Genomic DNA, 19357 nt, shown 5'->3' on the forward strand with positions numbered 1-19357 from the left:
AGTATGGGAAGTGCTCTCTCAAATGCCCTTTCGGGCTTAAACGCAGTATCTCGGGCTGCGGGTGTTGTCTCGTCGAATGTCTCAAACGCGATGACTGAAGGATACAGTCGTCGCGATATCGAACTTTCGTCTCAGAACTTGGGTCGGTTTGGCGCTGGAGTAACGGTTGTTGGAATTGCGCGTCATACAGATCCCGTGACGACCGGGGAACGTAGGATTGCAGATGGCGAAGTGGCATTGGCACAATCGCGCACAGGTTTTCTCGATGGTTTTGCGCATGCAATGGGGCAAGCTGATGAGGCTGGCTCTATTACAGGTCAAATCGTATCATTAGAGAAAAGCCTAATTGAGGCGGCGAGTCGGCCTGAATCGGAATCTCGTTTACAGTCTGTTTTGTATTCAGCCCAAAACCTCGCAGAAAAAATTAACTCCGCGGCGGATTCACTTATGTCCTCTCGCATGACTGCAGATAAAGATATAGGCAATACTGTTGACTTGTTGCAATCGTCTTTGCAGCAAGTCGTGGATCTCAACGTAGCCATTCAGCAAAGCGTATCATCCGGTTATGATTCAAACTCTCTTTTGGATCAGCGACAACAAGTTATCGATAAAATTTCGAAAATTATACCTGTCAAAGAAATCAGTCGTGAGAACCAGGCAGTCTCCTTGTACAGTCCTGGTGGCGCAATTTTGATAGATTCCAAAGCGGCCACAATAGAATTTACGCCAGTTGCAACGATTACCCCTGATATGACGGTCGTAAGTGGTATCCTTTCTGGATTGACGATTAATGGGCAAGCAGTTTCCACAAATGCCGATAAAGGTGCGATTGCGGGGGGGAGTTTGGCTGGGCTTTTTGAGGTTCGTGATCAATTGATTCCAAGTGCACAGGTTAAACTTGATGCTGTTGCGCGTGATCTTATTGAGAGATTTCAAACAACCGATGTTGACCCCACCTTAGGCATTGCTGCCGCAGGTTTGTTCACTGACAGTGGCACTATTTTGGACCCCTTAAATGAAGAAGCGCTTGCAAATCGATTGAGTGTCAACGCCCTCATCGATCCAGATCAGTCAGGTGATTTGTGGAAAATACGGGACGGTCTAGGCGCTGTGATTGAAGGCGAACAAGGGGATTCAACTCTTTTGATAGCGATGACAGAAGCGTTGCAAAAATCACGTGTGGTCGTCTCTGGAGATTTTACGACAGTTGAGAGAAGTGCCGCAAACCTATCTGCGGATTTCTATTCTTTGGTTGAGGGCGATCTTTTAAATTTGGAAACTGGGATGAGCTTTTCCGCAGCACGTCAAGAAAGCTTGAAAACCATTGAACTTGAAGCAGGTGTCGACACTGATTTTGAGATGCAGCAGCTTATTTTGATTGAGCAAAGCTATGCCGCAAATGCCAAAGTGATTCAAACCATCGATACGCTACTTAATCAACTTATTGGAATGCTCTGATGAATAGTATTTCTTACGGAGATCTTGCATCTTCACTTAAAAACATGCGGTTAACATCACAAGTAAAACAGAATTTAGAACGCTATAACTACGAGGTTGCAAGTGGTCAGAAAAGTGATTTGCGAGAAGCCGTTTCAGGGGACTTTACGCCTCTTGCTTCTCTCGAAAGATCGATCCGATCACTGGGGGCATACTCCTCTGCCGTTACGGAGGCCGAACTTTTTACATCCTCATTGCAATCGGTTTTGGGGGCAGTTTCAGACCAAATTTCAGATGCTTCGGCTAATCTTTTAGCTGTGTCAGACATGGATCAACCCATGACAATTGGTGTGATGGCCAGAGACGCGCGCGGTAAACTTGATTCTGTTGTTTCGGTACTGAACACTCGAGTGGGTGGACGCGCGCTTATGGGGGGGGCTGCAACTGGATCAGCTCCATTAGCCAGTTCTAATGAAATGATGGCGGAAATTGAGGCTCTCGTGTTGGGCGAAGTAGATGCCGCAGGTGTCATAACTGTCGTGGATGACTGGTTTAATGCGGTAGGGGGCGGTTTCGAAACAAATGGGTATTTAGGGTCCCAAAACGATCTTACTCCATTCGCGCTCAATGAAAATCAACGTGCCGCCATTGATATCAAAGCAGATGATCAATCAATTCGTGATACGCTTAAGGGGCTTGTGCTCGCATCGCTTGTGAACGAGGGCATATTGGAAGGTGATCTGTCTGAGCAACGTTTGATGCTACGATCGGCTAGCGAAACTTTAATGTCTTCAGAAGTTGCGATTACCACTGCGCGCGCGCATGTCGGAACCATTGAAAATACAATCAGTGAAGTAAAAATGGCAAATTCCGCCGAAGGGTATGTATTGGAAATGGCAAAATCTGAAATTGTCTCGGCCGATGTTTATGACTCTGCGGCGTTCCTCGCGCAAACCCAAGCGCAATTGGAGATGATCTATACAATAACGGCACGATTATCTCGCATGAAACTATCGGATTACCTTTAATGCTTAAAATTTTACTGTCAGTCGCGCTCTGTACTTTGATTGCAAACGTATCATTTGCCTCACCTATTCGTATTAAGGATTTGGTTGAATTCGATGGGGTGCGTGGCAATGATCTGGTTGGTTACGGCTTGGTTGTCGGCCTAAACGGGACGGGAGATGGCATTCGAAATGCGCCTTTTACAGAAGAAATAATGTCCAATATCCTTGAGAGGCTGGGTGTGAATGTTTCGGGAGAGCAATTTCGTCCCAAAAATGTTGCTGCCGTGTTTGTAACTGCGACGCTCCCACCTTTTGCCAGAATAGGCTCACAAATCGATGTAACGATTTCAGCGATTGGCGATGCTAAAAGCTTGCTTGGTGGAACATTGATCATGACACCGATGAATGCACCGGATGGTCAAATTTATGCAGTTGCACAGGGCACAATCATAGCAGGTGGAGCATCCGCTGAAGGTGATGGTGCAACTGTGACACAGGGTGTTCCAACGGCTGGCGTGATTCCATCAGGTGCAAGAATTGAACGAGAAATCGAATTTGATTTTACGCAGTTGAAATCAATCCGTCTTGCATTGAGAAATCCAGACTTTACTACGGCAGAGCGCATTGAGGTTGCAATCAACAACAACTTTGGCCGCGTTGTCTCGCGCATGCTTGATGCTGGTACTGTTGTGTTGGACATTAAGGCAACTAGAGAACTTTCCCCTGCCCACGCGCTTGGTCGTGTCGAAAATATTTCTGTTGAACCTGAACGCAAGGCGCGTGTGATCGTTGATCAAAGATCTGGAACTATTGTGATGGGGGAAGATGTCCGAGTGTCTAGAGTGGCGGTGAGCCAAGGAAACTTGACGCTTAGAATTGAAGAAGAGCCTCTCGTTGTTCAGCCCAACCCATTTTCGGAGGGTGGAACGGTCATTGTACCTAGAACTCGTGCCGCTATTGAAGAAGAGCCTGGGATAGGACTTGCTGAAGTTCGAGAAGGGACATCGCTGTCTGAGGTTATTGCAGGTTTGAATGCGCTGGGTGTGTCTCCGAGAGATATGATAGATATTCTTAAAAGTATTAAAGCCGCTGGCGCGCTTCATGCTGAATTTATAGTGAGATAGCCCTACACTTCGCGTGTTAATTGAAGCAACGGCTAGGCTGTCTTATTCACCTGCGCGTACTTGGCGCACCCAAGCAACGATAGTTTCGCGGTCCTTTTCGTCCATCTGAATAGCATTGGGTGGTGGCATCGCGTGACTTAGGCCAGCGTGTAGGTAGATTTGACTAGCATGTAGCGCAACGTCACTAGGTGTCTCTAGATAAACGCCCTTTGGCGCCCACTTCATATTTCCCCAAGCAGGCTCTCTCGCATGGCACATCGAACAATTTCCAGTCACTACGTCGTATGCATCCTGAAATCCTGAAACGGATGTAAACTTTTGCTCGTATGGCGTAAGCGCGCGAGACTCAGCCGTTTCCAATGTTTCTGTTGGGCGGACAGAGGAAAGCCAAGCAATAATAATAATCAATATTATGGTAATTGCCCAAGTCCAGTGTGGGCCTGCACCGGTTGCGTGCATTGTATTAAAGTAGTGGCGGATCGTTACACCTGTCAAAAAGATGAGACTGGCAATGATCCAAGTGTACTCAGTGCCGAATGCGAGTGGATAGTGGTTGGACAGCATCAAAAAAACCACCGGCAAGGTCAGATAGTTGTTATGCGTTGAGCGTAGCTTAGCAATTTTACCATATTTCGCGTCAGGGGTGCGTCCCGCTTTCAGATCAGCGACGACGATACGCTGGTTGGGCATGATTTGCAGGAATACATTAGCTGTCATGATCGTCGCGGTGAATGCACCAAGATGGAGTAGGGCTGCGCGCCCTGTGAAAATTTGATTGTATCCCCATGACATCACAACAAGAATGACAAAGAGCAAAAGCATTAGCAGTGTCGGTTGGTTTCCAAGTTTGGATTTACACAAGGCATCATAGGCTAGCCACCCAATGGTCAACGACCCGCCAGATATCAAGATGCCCTGCCATAGAGAAAGCTGGGTTTTGGTTGGATCAAGCAAAAATAGCTCGCCGCCAACCCAGTAAACAATCATTAACAATGCGGCACCTGATACCCATGTGATGTAGCTTTGCCATTTATGCCAGATCAGATGTTCAGGCATGTTCTCAGGTGCAACGAGATATTTCTGAATCTGATAAAATCCACCGCCATGAACGTGCCACTCTTCCCCTCGCACACCGACTGGCATGTCGGGCACTTTTTTCAAACCTAAGTCTAGTGCAATAAAGAAAAATGACGCACCGATCCATGCCATCGCAGTGACGACATGTAGCCAGCGAACTGAGAACGAAATCCAATCCCAGATTACAGCCAGATCATACATGATATATCTCCTAAGATTCATGTTTTATGTCACCCTATGCGACATGTTATTCTTCTGCTATTACTGCAAAAAATCAAACAGTATCAAAAAAAACAAAACAATGTCCTATCTTGATAATATCCGCACGTTTGTTCGTGTCTATGAATTGGGCAGTATGTCTGCAGCAGGGCGAGATTTGCGTATTTCGCCAGCAGTTACATCTTCGCGCATTTCACAACTTGAAGATCATTTGAGTGTTCGCCTTTTTCAGCGCACAACACGCAGTCTAACACCAACAGAGCAGGGGCAGGCATTTTATCAAGGCGCATGCGAGGTGTTGGAATCTGTGGGGCGCGCAGAAGCTCAGGTTGTGAATATCACAGAGAATCCAAAGGGGTCTTTGTTTGTTGCGGCCCCTTTGGGTGTGGGGCGTCGATTGATTGCCCCACAGGTCCCCGCTTTTTTGGCCGCATATCCTGAAGTCAAAGTGAGGTTGCGCTTAACCGATCGCAAGGTGGATCTGACGACTGAGGGCCTTGATCTGGCATTTTTCCTTGGCCAACCTGAGGATAGTAATCTACGAATTAGGAAAATTGCAGATGTTGAGCGCGTTTTGTGTGCTTCGCCTGATTACATTGCAAAGCGAGGCAACCCAAAGTCTGGTGATGCGCTGATTGCAGACAATCACGAATGTTTGAGCCTGCGTTTTCCTGGGGCCACAGAATTTCAATGGCCTTTGATAACAGCTAATGGGGCTAAAAAATATCGGATAGCAGGGCGTTACGAGTCCGACGATGGAGATGTTTTAACAGATTGGGCTTTGGGCGGACATGGCATTGCTATGAAGCCGATTTTCGAAGTGTCTGAGTATATCGCCAAAGGATACTTGATACCGGTTGCTGTGCAAAACCCGCCGGAGTCAATTCAGATGGCTTGCTTATTTACTCATCGTAAAGGGCAAGATCCAAAAACCAGATTATTCATGGATTTTATGATTGACCGTATCAGCGCAGTTGTGCGCAGCAGCTCAACTACCGCGATAAGTTGAGTACCCGAAAGGTGATAAAAGAAGCGGAACATGATAATGTGTGTCTAGTGACATGCCGAACCTAATGGGGATCAGGTCAAGAAAGCGTGGATTTTCTGGCGGTATGCCTATTGCGTCAAGATAATCACCTGCATGAAAAAGCAGCTCATAAGTGCCAACCTCAAACGCATCCGTTGGTAAAATTTGCTCGTCTGTTCTGCCGTCTGCGTTTGTTTTAAGTGTTTTGATATGTGACCGTATGTCGCCATCTATTTGAAATAAATTGATTTTAATTCCCTCTGCAGGGCAACCGCGCGCTGTGTCTAAAACATGCGTCGTAAGATATCCGGCCATGGTGTGTCCTCTTGATATATTAAATACTTATAGACTGTTGACTTACATTGCAGCAAATCTTGGCTGTCTATATGCTCTTTCGCGTTTTTTTTGAAAAAGAAATCTATTATTTTGGAATAATATTACCTAACTCCAAAAAGGAAACACACTGTGAAGCGCTACCCACGTGATATGACCGGATACGGAGCGACCCCCCCAGTGGCACATTGGCCAAATGGGGCAAAGATCGCTGTTCAAATTGTTTTGAATTACGAAGAAGGTGGGGAAAACAACATCCTGCATGGTGATGGGGCGTCGGAAGCGTTCCTATCCGAAATTACTGGCGCGCAACCTTGGCCAAATCAGCGTCATTGGAATATGGAGACGATCTATGAATATGGATCGCGCGCAGGTTTTTGGCGGGTTCACCGACTACTAAGCGATCTTCCGGTGACTGTTTACGGTGTGGCGACAGCGCTTGCGCGCGCACCTGAACAAGTCAAAGCGATGCAACACTCAGGTTGGGAAATTGCCAGTCATGGTCTCAAATGGGTTGAACATAAAGATATGCCTGAAGACGAAGAGCGGGCACAGATTGCTCAAGCCATCCGTCTTCACACTGAGGTTACGGGTGAGCCTCCACGCGGTTGGTATACAGGTCGATGCTCTAACAATACCGTGCGTTTGGCCACTGAAACGGGTCAGTTTACCTATGTCGCTGACAGCTATGCTGATGATTTACCCTATTGGATGACGTTTGATGGGCGTGATCAGTTGATTGTCCCGTATACGATGGATTGCAATGATATGCGCTTTTCTATCCAAGCGGGTTTCACCAACGGCGATCAATTTGAAAGCTATCTAAAAGACAGTTTTGACATGCTCTATGAAGAGGGTGCGAATGGTGCATCTAAAATATTGTCGATTGGGCTGCATTGTCGTTTGATTGGGCGCCCTGGTCGCGCGGCTGCTTTGCGGCGTGTTATTGAGTATTTTAAATCTCACCAAGATGTATGGTTTGCAACGCGGCTGCAGATTGCTGAACACTGGGCGCAAGAGCATCCCGCAACAAAAAAAATACAACCGTCCACAATGGATCTCGACACATTTGTCTCAAACTTTGGCGGAATATTTGAACACAGCCCATGGATTGCAAAAAAAGCGCATGCGCTCGATCTTGGGCCGACCCATGATACAGCTCAAGGTATCCATCAGGCATTGGCGCGGGTGTTCCGCTCAGCATCTGAGGTGCAGCGCTTAAGTGTTTTGACTGCCCACCCTGATTTGGCGGGTAAACTCGCAGCAGCTAAACGATTGACCGCTGACTCAACGGCCGAACAGGCCGCGGCTGGCTTGGATGCTTTGACTGATATTGAGCGCGCTCGCTTCACCGAGCTGAACAATGCCTATACGTCAAAGTTTGGCTTTCCCTTTATTATTGCAGTACGCGATCACACAAAATCATCAATTCTGGCGGCTTTTCAGCGCCGCTTAGATCACCCGCGTGATGTTGAATTTGCAGAAGCTTGCAAGCAAGTTGAGCGGATTGCTGAATTGCGACTGATCGAAAAAATGACCTGATGAGCCAAAATATTTACATTGAGCCGCTGACTGCGGCAGCCTTTGCGCCATACGGTGATGTCTTAGATACATCCGGCGCGCCGGACAAAATGATCAATCAAGGGATGTGCGAGCGTTACCACCACCGAGCGACCATCGACATCGTCAACGGTGCGGCAGGCATCAGCATTTTCAAAGCAACGCCGCGCAGTTTTCCGATTTATTTGGATATGATGGAGCGTCATCCCGAAGGAACACAAGCATTCTTGCCGATGAATTTTGATGCATTCGTTGTGATTGTTGCACCTGATGTAAATGGTGCTCCAGGGGTGCCAAGGGCGTTCTTGACCGCAGCAGGCCAAGGGGTAAGCTACAATCGTGGCACTTGGCACGGTGTTCTTACGCCGCTTCATGCTCCTGGGCTGTTCGCAGTTGTTGACCGGATCGGTGAGGGGCCAAATTTGGAGGAGCACTGGTTCGAGACGCCGTTTATCATCAAGACCAAGCACGAATACACCAGCAATTAAGACTGGTTGATTTTTCCAACGATAGGGACCTAACACAATGTCAAAGACTTCGATCGGGACGCCGGAACAACTCCGCGATCCTAATTTCACACCGGCACTTCACCGTGCTATTCCTTTGGGCATCCAGCATGTTTTGGCGATGTTCGTATCTAACGTTACACCTGCCATTATTATTGCTGGCGCTGCAGGGTTTGGGTTTGGATCTGATGCTGGGGCGCAAGGGTTCCCTGATATGACGTATCTTATTCAGATGTCGATGTTGTTTGCGGGGATCGCTACGCTATTTCAAACAATCGGTATGGGCCCTGTCGGCGCGCGTCTGCCAATCGTTCAAGGAACGTCCTTCGCGTTTATTCCGATTATGATTCCGTTAGTTGCTGGCAAGGGCGTTGAAGCACTTCCCGCACTTTTCGGAGGTGTCGTCATTGGCGGCTTGTTCCATATGTTGTTGGGGACTGTAATTGGTAAAATTCGTTTCGCCTTGCCTCCATTGGTAACGGGGCTCGTGGTGACGATGATCGGTTTGGCATTGGTGAAAGTTGGCATTCAATATGCCGCTGGTGGGGTTCCTGCGATCAATAGCCCAGAATATGGTTCGCTTTTGAACTGGTCTGCAGCTTTGGTTGTGGTCTTTGTTACATTAGCATTGAAGTTTTATGCTCGCGGGATGTTGGCAGTGTCTGCTGTAGTGATTGGCATTATTGTTGGGTATTTCTATGCGATGATCATGGGCATGGTTACTCTTGATGGTATAGCCACAAGTTGGAGTCGCGCGGCGGTTTTCCAAATGCCCATGCCTTTTAAGTATGGCTTTGAAATGAGTTTTGCTGCGATTGTTGGGTTTTGTCTGATGGCGTTTGTTTCTGCTGTTGAAACAGTAGGGGATGTATCTGGTATCACCAAAGGTGGTGCTGGTCGTGAGGCTACAGATAAAGAAATTCAAGGCGCGACCTATGCGGATGGTGCTGGAACGGCAATTGCCGGTGTCTTTGGTGGCTTTCCAAATACATCTTTTAGTCAGAATGTTGGTCTTATCGCGATGACTGGCGTTATGTCACGCCATGTTGTGACTATCGGTGCAATCTTCTTGATTATTTGTGGGCTTATCCCAAAGGTTGGTGCCGTTATTCGTACTGTTCCGATCGAAGTGTTGGGCGGCGGAGTGATCGTGATGTTTGGTATGGTTGTGGCCGCAGGTATTTCAATGTTGTCGGATGTAAAGTGGAACCGTCGTAACATGGTGATCTTTGCAATAGCCTTGTCGGTTGGCCTTGGATTGCAATTGGAACCGAAAGCAGTTCAATATTTGCCAGACACATTGCGCGTCTTGATGACATCCGGTCTTTTGCCTGCTGCTGTGATTGCTATCGTTTTGAATCTGATCTTGCCAGAAGATTTGTCTGACGAAGCGACTGAGGAAGTCTCTGGCGGTCTATCCGGGCATGGCGATGGCTCGCTCAAAAGTTAAAATAAACATTTGAAAACTGAAAAGGCCTCGCTTAATAGCGGGCCTTTTCGTGATCATATTATAGTTTGGATCATTGGTTGTAGATGTAGGAAATGTGTTTCTAGTCCTAGCTTTCACGTTAGATATTAAAGGAATGAAAAGATTTTTGCGACGAACAAGGGTTTTCACCTAGTTTGATCGCAGCTTTGTATGAGCGGCCAATAGCCTACTGTGTCGCGTGAAATCCGGTCTGGGTCAGGTGCTTAAAGATTGGGCGATGGCTTTGAACGCGCGCACCAGCCATAAAAAGGCGGTGGTGGCGCTGGCCAGAAAAATTGCCTTGATCATGCACGCTATTTGGAAAGATGGCGCCAAATTTGAAGCAAAGGAGGTCTAAAACTAAAAGCAAGCCGTAATATACGTGCCCTCAAAAGTTGTCGTACCGGCCACAGCAGCAGGCAATCGATAAACCCCGAGCGATCTACTGTACGAGCATTATGCACCGCGAATATCACCTTCGGGACGTCAACAACTTGGATGTTGAGATGAAGCACCAAATGAGATGACTTCGAAAAAACTTTCTGGTGGCCGATACAAGCGACAATATCAACGAGCGTAGACGATCAATTAAAGAGCCCATATCTGGACGCGTGAAGGCTGGCTCTATCTGGTTGTGATCTTGGGCCTTCATTCTCGGCGCGTCATTGGTTGGGTCTCTCTCGGGATCATGCTACGCATAACCCTGCCGTGCCAATGGTCAGCAATCGGATGAAGCGTGATCTTGTGATCAAGGCACTCAACGATGGCGATTGCATTCCGCTCACCGGCAAAGGGCATCATACCGGTCGTGGCAGTCAATATTACTCATACGACTATCAGAATGTCTTGCGCCAACATGGGGCTCAGCTCATCCATGAGCGGCAAGGGAAATCGCTATGACAACGTTGCTGTTGAGATGTTCTTCAAAACCATCAAGGCGGAGCTGATCTGGCGGGATACATGGAAGGCTGAGATGGCCATCTTCTCCTCTCATAGCGCTGGTCAGCGGAATACATCAATGGATTTTATAATCCGCGCCGCCGCTATTTAGCACTGGGCTGGAAAAGCCCAGTCGCTTTCGAAAAGGAAGGTGGCTTAAACGAGCTACTTGGGGCGACACTAAAGCGCGACAGGCCCATTACGCTCTCGGATCCCAAGACGACGCATTATTGGACACAGAACAATCTCAAAAGGCGGCATGAACACAATCCTGATGCCCCTTAGCTAAGCCGCTAAACTGTTCTAAAAAACAGGTTCACTTCATTACATCTTTTTTATAAGGCGCAGTCATTGACTTTAATTTAATATATTTTCAAAAAGAGTGCGAGATGATTGGCTGTATTTTAGAAGTTCTTGCGCTTTTGAGATAGTAATTTCTTCTGAAATTTCACTTGGCTTTGCGCCTTTTATGAGGTCAGCAAGTGACGCGAGACTTTTATCCGTTGATGAGGAAAGCGCATCCCAGTTTTCCGAAATTAAATTCGCATTATTGGCGGCCTCAAGCTGGCTTGCTAGTTGAAACTCTTTTGCAGATTTCTGGGGCATATTTAGGTCTAAATAGATTTCGGCACGAATTCTGGCTACCTCGGGTTGGTCTATTATATTGATAAGATAACTAAGAGCCTCATTGTCACGCCGCTGCGATCGTGCAATTTTTCCTAAAATTACGCGCGTTTGATCATCAAGATCTCCCTCAATGTTTAAAAATTTTAAAGCAAGGTCTGAAAACCCAATATGCATCATGCGATCAGCTATTTGAATTTTTGAACTATCAGTTAACTGTTTATTTGCATTTGTTTCTAGCAAGAATACAGCTTCCTTGGCGAACGCAATATCGGCGAATGATGATACGATTTCAACTGCCGCCTCATTGGTCAATTCTTTCTGCACAGCCGGAGGTAAAAGTGACATTGTATTTTTGTGCGCAAGTGTAGCGAGAGCGCGGTCTGGGTTTGCAGAGTAAATCTGAGCTGTAATGGATGCGCGAGTGAGGGCCTCTTCAAGAGGTGATCCGCGATGCTCAATAGCTAGAATTGCCGCAAGCTCTGCGGTCTCTGGATCAATTTTCATATTTTGGGCAGCGCGAATTTCGATCGCACGTATGAGGGCATCAGCAGAAACAGTACCATCTTGACTGGATATTACGTCTAATATTTCAACTGCTTCATTGATATTCCCATCAAAGAGTCGCATTTCTGCAGTAAGTAATTCATATGCATCTCCATGTATACCTTCAGCTCGTGAGACCGCATGTTGAATCAATTTCGCGGTTTGGATTGCATTTGCTGATAGGAACCTCTCAGAAAGCCTTGGCCCCAGATGTTGTCTTAAATGCAATGGTAGGCTTGAAAAATATGCTGCGACTTCAAGATTATCATGATCTCGTTGGGGTTTAAATTTCTGTTGTGACATAGCCGCAAAGAAACCAGTGGCACCTGAGCAATTAGCATATTGGGCCAATAAATCTGGCCTGTCACTATATCCGTCATCCATCACATCCGCTATGAGTCTGAATAATTCGGCATGTTTGACAAAAACTCCAAACTCGTCGAGCACAGATTTGGCTTCTGCTCCAAATGAAAGATAGAGGTAATACTTGGCCAGGTTTTCAACCCCTTCCACAATTGGTTGGTCGAACTCGCCGATAGCCTGACTGCGAAAATCAGATAAAATAACCCCGTCGCTCGGTGGTTCGCCCCATTTTTCAATGGCGAGCAAGTTTGTAGGTGGACATGATTCCGCTTCAATACTGTTATCATGTGATGAATTTGTGCGGTCTCTATCTACAGAGGTTTGCACGCGTATATGTGTAGTGTCGTAGACTTCAACGTCATGTGGAGCCCTTGGAGATATGGGTTCTATATTTGGCGTTCTAGCAGTTGTTGGCAGTTTTGCTGCCTCAATGACCTGCTCCGTATCTGGAAGGTCAGCCTGTAGTAATCCTTGAGAAACTGCACGCCCAATTTGACTAAAGAGCGCTTCTTCCATTTCCAAGACACGGAAATTTGGCTCATTTAAGGGATCGATCAGAGGAGAGAAATATACGTTTTCCGCAAGCTCTTGAGCAGGTAGATTCATCATATTAGGAAGCAAGGGCGGTATGCTATCAATTATGGACAGATTGGTGGCTTTTGAGGGTGAACTTTCCTCAGATGGTTGGCCATTCTCCATCGCGTCGCTCGCATTCACTGTAATAGTATCTGGTTGTTCAAATTGGATATCTTTTTTCATTGGTGAGAAGGGGATCTCAAATTTTGAATTTTCCGAAGGAATTCCATCTTTTATATCAATGACAAGCCGGCCTGCTCGTAGCTCAAATGCATCAAGATGCAGTTCAGTTTGAGTGTATATTTTCAAACCACCATCTGAAAATGCTTCCAATTTTAAGATACGTTTTTTGGGAATAAAATCAAATACTTGATCTATACTGTATGTAATGTCCTTAGAAGATGTACTGAGGGCATACCCCCCCTCAAACTTCCCAATGTCCCATTTGGTTTCTTCTGGAAACTGCAAAACTAAGCGTGAAAAGTCAGCGTGTTCGCCAGAGATTACGTTGATGGTGGCGGCGCTCAGAAGTGTGGGAAGCAAGGATAATACAATAAATAGGAAAGTAAGTATCATGCTGCGTCCGATTTAACGTCTTTGAGAGCCTCTTCAAGTTCCGAAAAGCTTGGGCGATAATGCCCCGGAGTGTTTTGGCGACCTACTTCAATGCAAATATTTGTTGCGTGATTGTGTAGGTTGGCCACCAATACTTCTCGTACAAGTTGATAAAAGTGGGCATCTTCTTCAATGACAGATTTCATTTTCGCGGCAAATGGGCCTGCAAAACCATAGGCGAGAAATACGCCCAAAAATGTACCTACGAGCGCACCACCAATCATTTTCCCTAATATTTCTGGAGGTTGATCGATAGATGCCATCGTTTTAATCACACCAAGAACAGCCGCAACAATACCCAATGCAGGAAGTCCGTCACCAATGGCGGCCATTGCGTGGGGGGAGTGTAGTGCATGGTGGAGGTTCGCCTCCATTCGCTTTTCAAGCACCTCTTCCACTTGGTGTGGATCGTCATAGTTCATTGACGCTGAGCGCAGAGTATCGCAGGTAAGAGCAATGGCTTCTTTGTCAGAAAGTATTTTCGGATACTTACTGAAAATGGACGAGTTTTCAGGGGCTTCAATGTGCTCTTCTAAGCCCACAGGATTTTGTCGAGCGAGCCGTATCAGTTCGAAAAGCAAACAGAGTAAGTCTTTATAGTCCTCTGGTTTCCATTTGGGTCCCTTAAAGACTTTTCCCATGTCTTTCATGGTGTGTTTAATCCCAGACATATCATTGGAGATCACAAAGGCACCCGCGGCGGCCCCCCCAATCATCATAAATTCAAAGGGCAGCGCTTTGAGAATAAGGCCCATTTTCCCTCCCGCAGCAATATAGCCTCCGAAAACCATCACAAAGATGATGAGAATACCAACGATGCCGATCATATTGTATGCCTCTGTCTATAAATATGTTTTCTGCCACATTGGCACATCTGCATTAACAATTGCCTGACGTTATTCGCTGGGCGCATTTGCGTTGCGGCCAGCCAGAATGACGGAAATCGTGTAGGCGGTTTCTGGTTTAAGTCCGGCTAAAACAGATGCTGCTACGTCTGGCCGCATGAGCCCCAAAAAGCCTGCTGCAAAGTCCGGGGACATTTGCTCAAAGAGAGCGGCAGCATCTTTAGGTTTCATGCTTTCGTACACGGCTGTGAGCTTATTTAGATCATCTTGTGCGGCGGTACTGGATGCAGCCATTGTTGCTGCCAGATGCTTTTCAGCTTGCTGAAGAGAAGCAAGGTTTTGCATGAATTCAGTACGCGCTAAGTCTAGTTTTTTCATTTTTTGTGCCATCATCATTTCTTGTTCTACGATGATATCTTCACGCTTTCTTAAGCTCTCTAGAAGTGTTGTCATGACGGAATCGGGTTCACATAGCTCGCCTTGATTGTTGGGAGTTATGTTGTCAGGGGAGGGGGCAAGTTGTGAAATTTCACGCGCGATCGCTGCCCCGGTTCCTGATATCAGGCGCGCCCCAGCTGACATCAAAAATACAATGGCTAAAATTAGGAGTGCCCCGCGTCCAGAGCGTTTTATAGGCTTGTGCGTTTTTTCACGTTTCATTCAGCGGCCTCCACTTGGGAGCGTCGACTTAGGAATAGTGTTTCTGGAGAGCTATTCTCGCTTTTTGGATTTGTTTCAGCAGATGCAACAGGGGCTTGAGGTGCTTCGCGCTTTGGCGGTGGTGGAAGATCATGCATTGAAGCCATCAACAACTCCAGTCGCTTGGCTGCATCTTCTGCACGTGACGTCAAATTTTCCAGATTTGCAGCAGACCCCGCTGCGGTTTTTTGAGCTTTCGTCAGCATTTTGGTCATATCGTCCACTTGTGCTGACAGAACAGCAATGGCACCTCCAACTCCCTTTTCAAGGTCGGTGAAGCGACTCAGGCGTTTGGCCAAAACGATACAATACACGGCGACAGAAAATGTACCCGCAATCATTAAAATATCCGCGATGAGTTTCATTTTCGCCTCCTAGTTGATGACAAATTCCATGATTAGAACGTCTTTGATGCGGCCTTCACCTGCAACGATTTGCAGCCTGCGCAGCATCTGGGCGCGCAACCGAATCAATGCGGCAGGGCTTTCTAACTCTGAAATATCCACTGCCCTCAAGTAGCCGTTCAAAACGTCTATGATACGCGGCAAAAGACTTTCGACTTCCTTTTCATATGCAGAAGGCACTTCTATTTGGGCTTGAAACCGGAGGTGTCGGTTGCCTGAACTCGAGTTAGGTAGGTTGATGATCAGCGGCTCAATTGGAACAAATGCGACGTCGGGCAATGGTTCCAAGGCTTCCTCTTCTAGCATGGCAAGATCTTCTTCCGTTGAATCGTGCGGTGGGGTGAGCAACAGACCTGAGTACACAGCAAAAAAACCGCCCCCCCCTAGCACCAGCATTAACGCCACGCCAACAATCAGCGGTAGTTTGGATTTTTTCGTTGTGTCTTCTTCAAGCTGTTCTTCGTCAGCCATAGGTTTATCCACCAATTTCTTCGTCGATTCTGTTTTAACCTGAAGTTAGCTAACCGATTATTAAGGCTGTTCGATCAATCTTAAGGCAACGACGAGGGCAGAAGCCCACACATCCAAGGAGTGACGTCTTGCAGCAGATTCTTTCTGTCTGGCTAAATTTAGAGCCAAAACGCCGAATCATTGTGATTGGTGCGACCCTTTTTATGTTCGCTGCCATCATTGGGCTGTCACGCATTGCGACAACGCCATCAATGACGCTTTTATATTCGGGGCTCGATGCCAGCACTGCGGGTGAAGTGGTGCAAGCACTAGAAGCGCGTGGAGTGACATATGAAATTCGAGGTGGCGCAATTTTTGTTGCCAGTTCACAGCGTGACGAGTTGCGCATGACCTTAGCGTCGGATGGTTTGCCTGCAAATTCGTCTAGTGGGTATGAGCTTTTGGATTCTTTGACTGGGTTTGGCACAACGTCTCAAATGTTTGACGCCGCATATTGGCGCGCAAAGGAGGGGGAGTTGGCGCGGACAATTGTCTCGTCCCCGCAAATCCAAACTGCGCGCGTTCACATTGCGAACCCATCTTCTCAGCCCTTTAAACGTCAAATTGCAGCCACAGCATCAGTGACCGTGACAACCAATTCTGGTGCGGTTTCATCTGAACGCGCAAAATCGCTTAGATATCTTATTGCTTCTGCGGTTGCGGGTCTGTCTGCTGAAGATGTCTCGGTTATAGATGGGCGAAATGGAGTTGTTATTTCTGGTGACGATTCCGAATCAGGGGCTGCGCAAGGAACCGATCGTGAAAAGGAATTGCGGCAAAATATAGAACGTCTCCTTGAGGCGCGTGTCGGTGCTGGACGTGCGGTCGTCGAAGTTTCGGTTGAAAATGAAACTGATATCGAATCGATCATCGAGACAAAGTTCGATCCAGATGGGCGTGTCGCAATCAGCACCGAAACCGAAGAGAATAGCACGTCTTCTACGGATAGTCGCGGCAGTGCGGTTACCGTTGCATCTAATTTACCAGACGGCGATGGGGCCAATAGTGGTGATTCAAGTTCAAATAACAGTGAGGTACGCGAGCGTATAAATTATGAGGTGTCTGAAACGCGTCGAGAACTGCAGCGTGGCCCTGGTGCCATCAAACGGCTCACAGTTGCAGTTCTTGTCGACGGTATACGCAGCCCGAATGCTGATACACAGGATGTTTTGTGGGAGCCTCGCTCAGACACTGAACTTGAGGCGCTGCGCGAACTCGTGGCGTCCACTGTTGGTTTTGATGAGGCACGGGGTGACATCATTACCATTAAAACAATGGAGTTTCAGCCCGTTGTGATCGAGGGCACTGTTGTGCAAAGCTCGCTATTCTCCATGTCTGATCTTAATGTCATGACAATGATCCAGCTTGCTTTTCTTTCTTTGGTGACGGTTGTTTTGGGGGTTTTTGTTGTTCGCCCAATTTTTGCATCCTCTAACATTGAACTCCCTGCACCCTTGCCGTCAGTAGGGCTACCTGCGCCAGGCAGCAGCACAACATCCCCAATACCACAAACAATTCCAGTCGCAGAGTTGCCGAATATGGGGGGAGGACCTCCTGCGCTTACTGGTGAAATTGACAGCGGAGAATTTGGGCTTCCTACATTGGGTGTCGTTTCAGATTTTGACTTTGGAGATGATGATTTCGGAATTTCCACAGATCCTGTGAAAAGGTTGAAAAAGCTTATCGAGGATCGGCAAGAAGAGACGGTTGAAATTCTCCGGGGCTGGATGGAAGATGCTGAGGAAGGTGTTTAGTGAAACATTTGTTCCCATTAGAAGACTTTGGAATTTCTGAAAAACACAGCACGTCGCGTCAGAAAACATCTCTAGAGCCGCCTGTCGTTCAAGGTCCAGCCCCCGCTGAAATTGAAGCAAATCGCATGGCCGCATACGAGCAGGGTTACAAAGCTGGGTGGGATGATGCGGCGCAAAGTCAGATGGAAGACCAAAGTCGGGTTGGAGCAGATTTCGCACGAAATTTGCAGGATTTGGGCTTTACGTTCCATGAAGCTAAATTGCATGTCATGAAGGCGCTTGAGCCTCTTTTGACAGAGATTGTTTCAAAGGTTTTGCCGCGATTGGTCTCTGAGACGCTTGGGCAAACAGTTTTAGAAGAACTCCTTCCTTTTGCTGAAGAAGTATCAGACACGCCGGTGCAAATCGTTGTTGCACCGTCTGGTCGTGCCGCAATTGAAGCGTTGGTTGATACTTCCTTAACTATTCCATTGGAAATCTTAGAAGAACCCTCTTTGGCTGATGGTCAAGTTTATCTGCGCATGGGGGAACTCGAAAAGAAAATAGACATGGATAGCGCGATTGAACGTATCGGCAATGCCATCAAGTCGATTTATGAACTTAATGAAGAGGCCATGAAACATGGATGAACTCCAAGGGCTAGAAAATAGTCAAAAAAACCCATTCACTCAGGTTCCGATTGAAATCACAATTTCTGTTGGCCGTGCGCGCCCCTTGATCAAAGATTTGCTCAAACTTCAAAGTGATAGTGTTTTGGCTTTAGATCGTAGAATCGAAGACCCTGTTGAACTTTACATCGGTGACAAACTTATTGCTCGCGGAGAACTTCAAGAAATGGATGGTGAGAACGCAGGGCAGCTTGCGGTGCGCTTGACCCAAGTCGTTGACCTCAAAGACGGACTTTAACCTTTGCGACAGTTTGTAACCATTTTTGTGCTCACTGCATTAACCATGATTTTTGTTGAGCCGGTAGTCGCGCAAGACTTGTCCATTTCCTTTGGGGAAGGGGGCTCGATTGCAAACCGTTCAATTCAATTTATGTTGCTTATTACGGTTCTTAGTCTCGTTCCTGGGTTGGCGGTTATGGTGACCTGCTTCCCATTCATAGTGACTGTCCTGTCAATATTACGCCAAGCTTTGGGGCTACAGCAGGCGCCCCCTAATATGCTTATTGTGAGTCTGGCGCTCTTTTTGACCTACTTTGTTATGGAGCCGGTTTTCAACCAAAGTTGGGAAATGGGTATTGAGCCACTCATCAACGGTGAAATCGAAGTTGAAACTGCATTTCCTTTGGTTATGGAACCATTTCGAGGCTTTATGGCAAATCGTATTGATCCATCCACATTCGACCATTTGGCCGCGCTACGGCCTGATCTCAATGAAGTTGGCACAGTGACAGAGAATGCCGCTTTGTCTGTCCTTGTCCCTTCTTTTCTCTTGTCGGAAATCGAACGAGCTTTTCAAATAGGGTTCTTGGTATTCCTACCGTTCTTGATCATTGACCTTGTGGTTGCGGCCATCTTGATGTCGATGGGTATGATGATGGTGCCCCCAGCCGTGGTCTCAATGCCCTTTAAATTGGCATTTTTTGTTGTCTCGGATGGCTGGGTCCTGATCTCTAGTGCGTTGGTTCGAAGCTATTTTTAAACCCGCTGGAATATCTTTTTGAGTGCACGGCTACATGACTGAATTATTTAGAATTCTCTAGGCTTTGGTTACCTCTT

General features: G+C 47.0%; 18 protein-coding genes and 1 pseudogene. 12 read left to right on the forward strand and 7 right to left on the reverse strand.

Annotation, left to right across the window (positions count from 1 at the left end; genetic code table 11):
- Positions 1 to 3 precede the first annotated feature (3 nt).
- From flgK to BM025_RS13195, 3 genes are read left to right on the forward strand one after another with little or no spacing between them, the layout of a single operon-like run.
- A complete protein-coding gene (gene flgK, locus BM025_RS13185; protein ID WP_244515739.1) occupies positions 4 to 1458 on the forward strand; it encodes a flagellar hook-associated protein FlgK in 1455 nt (484 codons plus the stop codon).
- The gene (locus BM025_RS13190) at positions 1458 to 2465 is read left to right on the forward strand and encodes a flagellin (RefSeq protein WP_085849694.1); all 1008 of its coding nucleotides are present in this window, start codon (positions 1458 to 1460) and stop codon (positions 2463 to 2465) included. The genes flgK and BM025_RS13190 overlap by 1 nt, the downstream gene beginning before the upstream one ends.
- Positions 2465 to 3568: a flagellar basal body P-ring protein FlgI gene (locus BM025_RS13195; protein ID WP_085849693.1), complete on the forward strand. Its 1104-nt coding sequence runs from the start codon at positions 2465 to 2467 to the stop codon at positions 3566 to 3568. Before BM025_RS13190 ends, BM025_RS13195 begins: the two co-directional genes overlap by 1 nt.
- Before the next feature lie 42 nt (positions 3569 to 3610).
- Here BM025_RS13195 and BM025_RS13200 read toward each other — a convergent pair whose 3' ends face one another.
- Positions 3611 to 4846 (reverse strand): urate hydroxylase PuuD, encoded by a 1236-nt coding sequence (locus BM025_RS13200; protein WP_085849692.1) that lies wholly within the window; start codon positions 4844 to 4846, stop codon positions 3611 to 3613.
- A 100-nt stretch (positions 4847 to 4946) separates the two neighbouring features.
- On the opposite strand from BM025_RS13200, the gene BM025_RS13205 reads away from it, so the two are divergent.
- Complete coding sequence (locus BM025_RS13205; RefSeq protein WP_085849802.1) at positions 4947 to 5873, forward strand: LysR family transcriptional regulator; 927 nt, start codon at positions 4947 to 4949, stop codon at positions 5871 to 5873.
- Here the strand turns inward: BM025_RS13205 and uraH are convergent.
- Positions 5853 to 6206 (reverse strand): hydroxyisourate hydrolase, encoded by a 354-nt coding sequence (gene uraH / locus BM025_RS13210; protein ID WP_085849691.1) that lies wholly within the window; start codon positions 6204 to 6206, stop codon positions 5853 to 5855. The genes BM025_RS13205 and uraH overlap by 21 nt on opposite strands.
- Before the next feature lie 150 nt (positions 6207 to 6356).
- Between uraH and puuE the strand changes: the two genes are divergently transcribed.
- From puuE to BM025_RS19370, 4 genes and pseudogenes are all read left to right on the forward strand, one after another.
- A complete protein-coding gene (gene puuE / locus BM025_RS13215; protein WP_085849690.1) occupies positions 6357 to 7766 on the forward strand; it encodes an allantoinase PuuE in 1410 nt (469 codons plus the stop codon).
- Positions 7766 to 8272 (forward strand): ureidoglycolate lyase, encoded by a 507-nt coding sequence (locus tag BM025_RS13220; RefSeq protein ID WP_085849689.1) that lies wholly within the window; start codon positions 7766 to 7768, stop codon positions 8270 to 8272. The genes puuE and BM025_RS13220 overlap by 1 nt, the downstream gene beginning before the upstream one ends.
- A 37-nt stretch (positions 8273 to 8309) precedes the next feature.
- A complete protein-coding gene (locus tag BM025_RS13225; protein ID WP_085849688.1) occupies positions 8310 to 9740 on the forward strand; it encodes a uracil-xanthine permease family protein in 1431 nt (476 codons plus the stop codon).
- 616 nt (positions 9741 to 10356) lie between these two features.
- Positions 10357 to 10847 (forward strand): annotated as a pseudogene (locus BM025_RS19370) (DDE-type integrase/transposase/recombinase); the annotation flags it as partial.
- 207 nt (positions 10848 to 11054) lie between these two features.
- Here the strand turns inward: BM025_RS19370 and BM025_RS13235 are convergent.
- The 5 genes from BM025_RS13235 to BM025_RS13255 form a co-directional block, all read right to left on the reverse strand.
- The gene (locus BM025_RS13235) at positions 11055 to 13382 is read right to left on the reverse strand and encodes a hypothetical protein (RefSeq protein WP_085849687.1); all 2328 of its coding nucleotides are present in this window, start codon (positions 13380 to 13382) and stop codon (positions 11055 to 11057) included.
- A complete protein-coding gene (gene motA, locus BM025_RS13240; protein WP_085849686.1) occupies positions 13379 to 14248 on the reverse strand; it encodes a flagellar motor stator protein MotA in 870 nt (289 codons plus the stop codon). Before motA ends, BM025_RS13235 begins: the two co-directional genes overlap by 4 nt.
- Positions 14249 to 14317: 69 nt before the next feature.
- Positions 14318 to 14926 carry a MotE family protein gene (locus BM025_RS13245; protein ID WP_085849685.1) on the reverse strand — a complete coding sequence of 203 codons (609 nt, stop codon included), beginning with the start codon at positions 14924 to 14926 and terminating at the stop codon, positions 14318 to 14320.
- On the reverse strand, positions 14923 to 15330 hold the full coding sequence (locus BM025_RS13250; RefSeq protein WP_085849684.1) for a hypothetical protein: 408 nt from the start codon (positions 15328 to 15330) through the stop codon (positions 14923 to 14925). The genes BM025_RS13245 and BM025_RS13250 overlap by 4 nt, the downstream gene beginning before the upstream one ends.
- Positions 15331 to 15339: 9 nt before the next feature.
- Positions 15340 to 15840, reverse strand: a complete 501-nt coding sequence (locus BM025_RS13255; RefSeq protein WP_085849683.1) for a flagellar basal body-associated FliL family protein — start codon at positions 15838 to 15840, stop codon at positions 15340 to 15342.
- 128 nt (positions 15841 to 15968) lie between these two features.
- Here BM025_RS13255 and fliF point away from each other — a divergent pair, with 128 nt between their 5' ends.
- From fliF to fliP, 4 genes are read left to right on the forward strand one after another with little or no spacing between them, the layout of a single operon-like run.
- The gene (gene fliF / locus BM025_RS13260) at positions 15969 to 17633 is read left to right on the forward strand and encodes a flagellar basal-body MS-ring/collar protein FliF (RefSeq protein WP_085849682.1); all 1665 of its coding nucleotides are present in this window, start codon (positions 15969 to 15971) and stop codon (positions 17631 to 17633) included.
- A complete protein-coding gene (locus BM025_RS13265; protein WP_085849681.1) occupies positions 17633 to 18262 on the forward strand; it encodes a FliH/SctL family protein in 630 nt (209 codons plus the stop codon). Before fliF ends, BM025_RS13265 begins: the two co-directional genes overlap by 1 nt.
- Complete coding sequence (locus tag BM025_RS13270) at positions 18255 to 18539, forward strand: FliM/FliN family flagellar motor switch protein (RefSeq protein ID WP_085849680.1); 285 nt, start codon at positions 18255 to 18257, stop codon at positions 18537 to 18539. The genes BM025_RS13265 and BM025_RS13270 overlap by 8 nt, the downstream gene beginning before the upstream one ends.
- Positions 18540 to 18584: 45 nt before the next feature.
- Positions 18585 to 19280, forward strand: a complete 696-nt coding sequence (gene fliP / locus BM025_RS13275) for a flagellar type III secretion system pore protein FliP (protein WP_085849679.1) — start codon at positions 18585 to 18587, stop codon at positions 19278 to 19280.
- Positions 19281 to 19357: the final 77 nt, after the last annotated feature.

It is taken from the genome of Pacificibacter marinus (assembly GCF_900109555.1).
GTDB classification, from domain to species: domain Bacteria; phylum Pseudomonadota; class Alphaproteobacteria; order Rhodobacterales; family Rhodobacteraceae; genus Celeribacter; species Celeribacter marinus_C.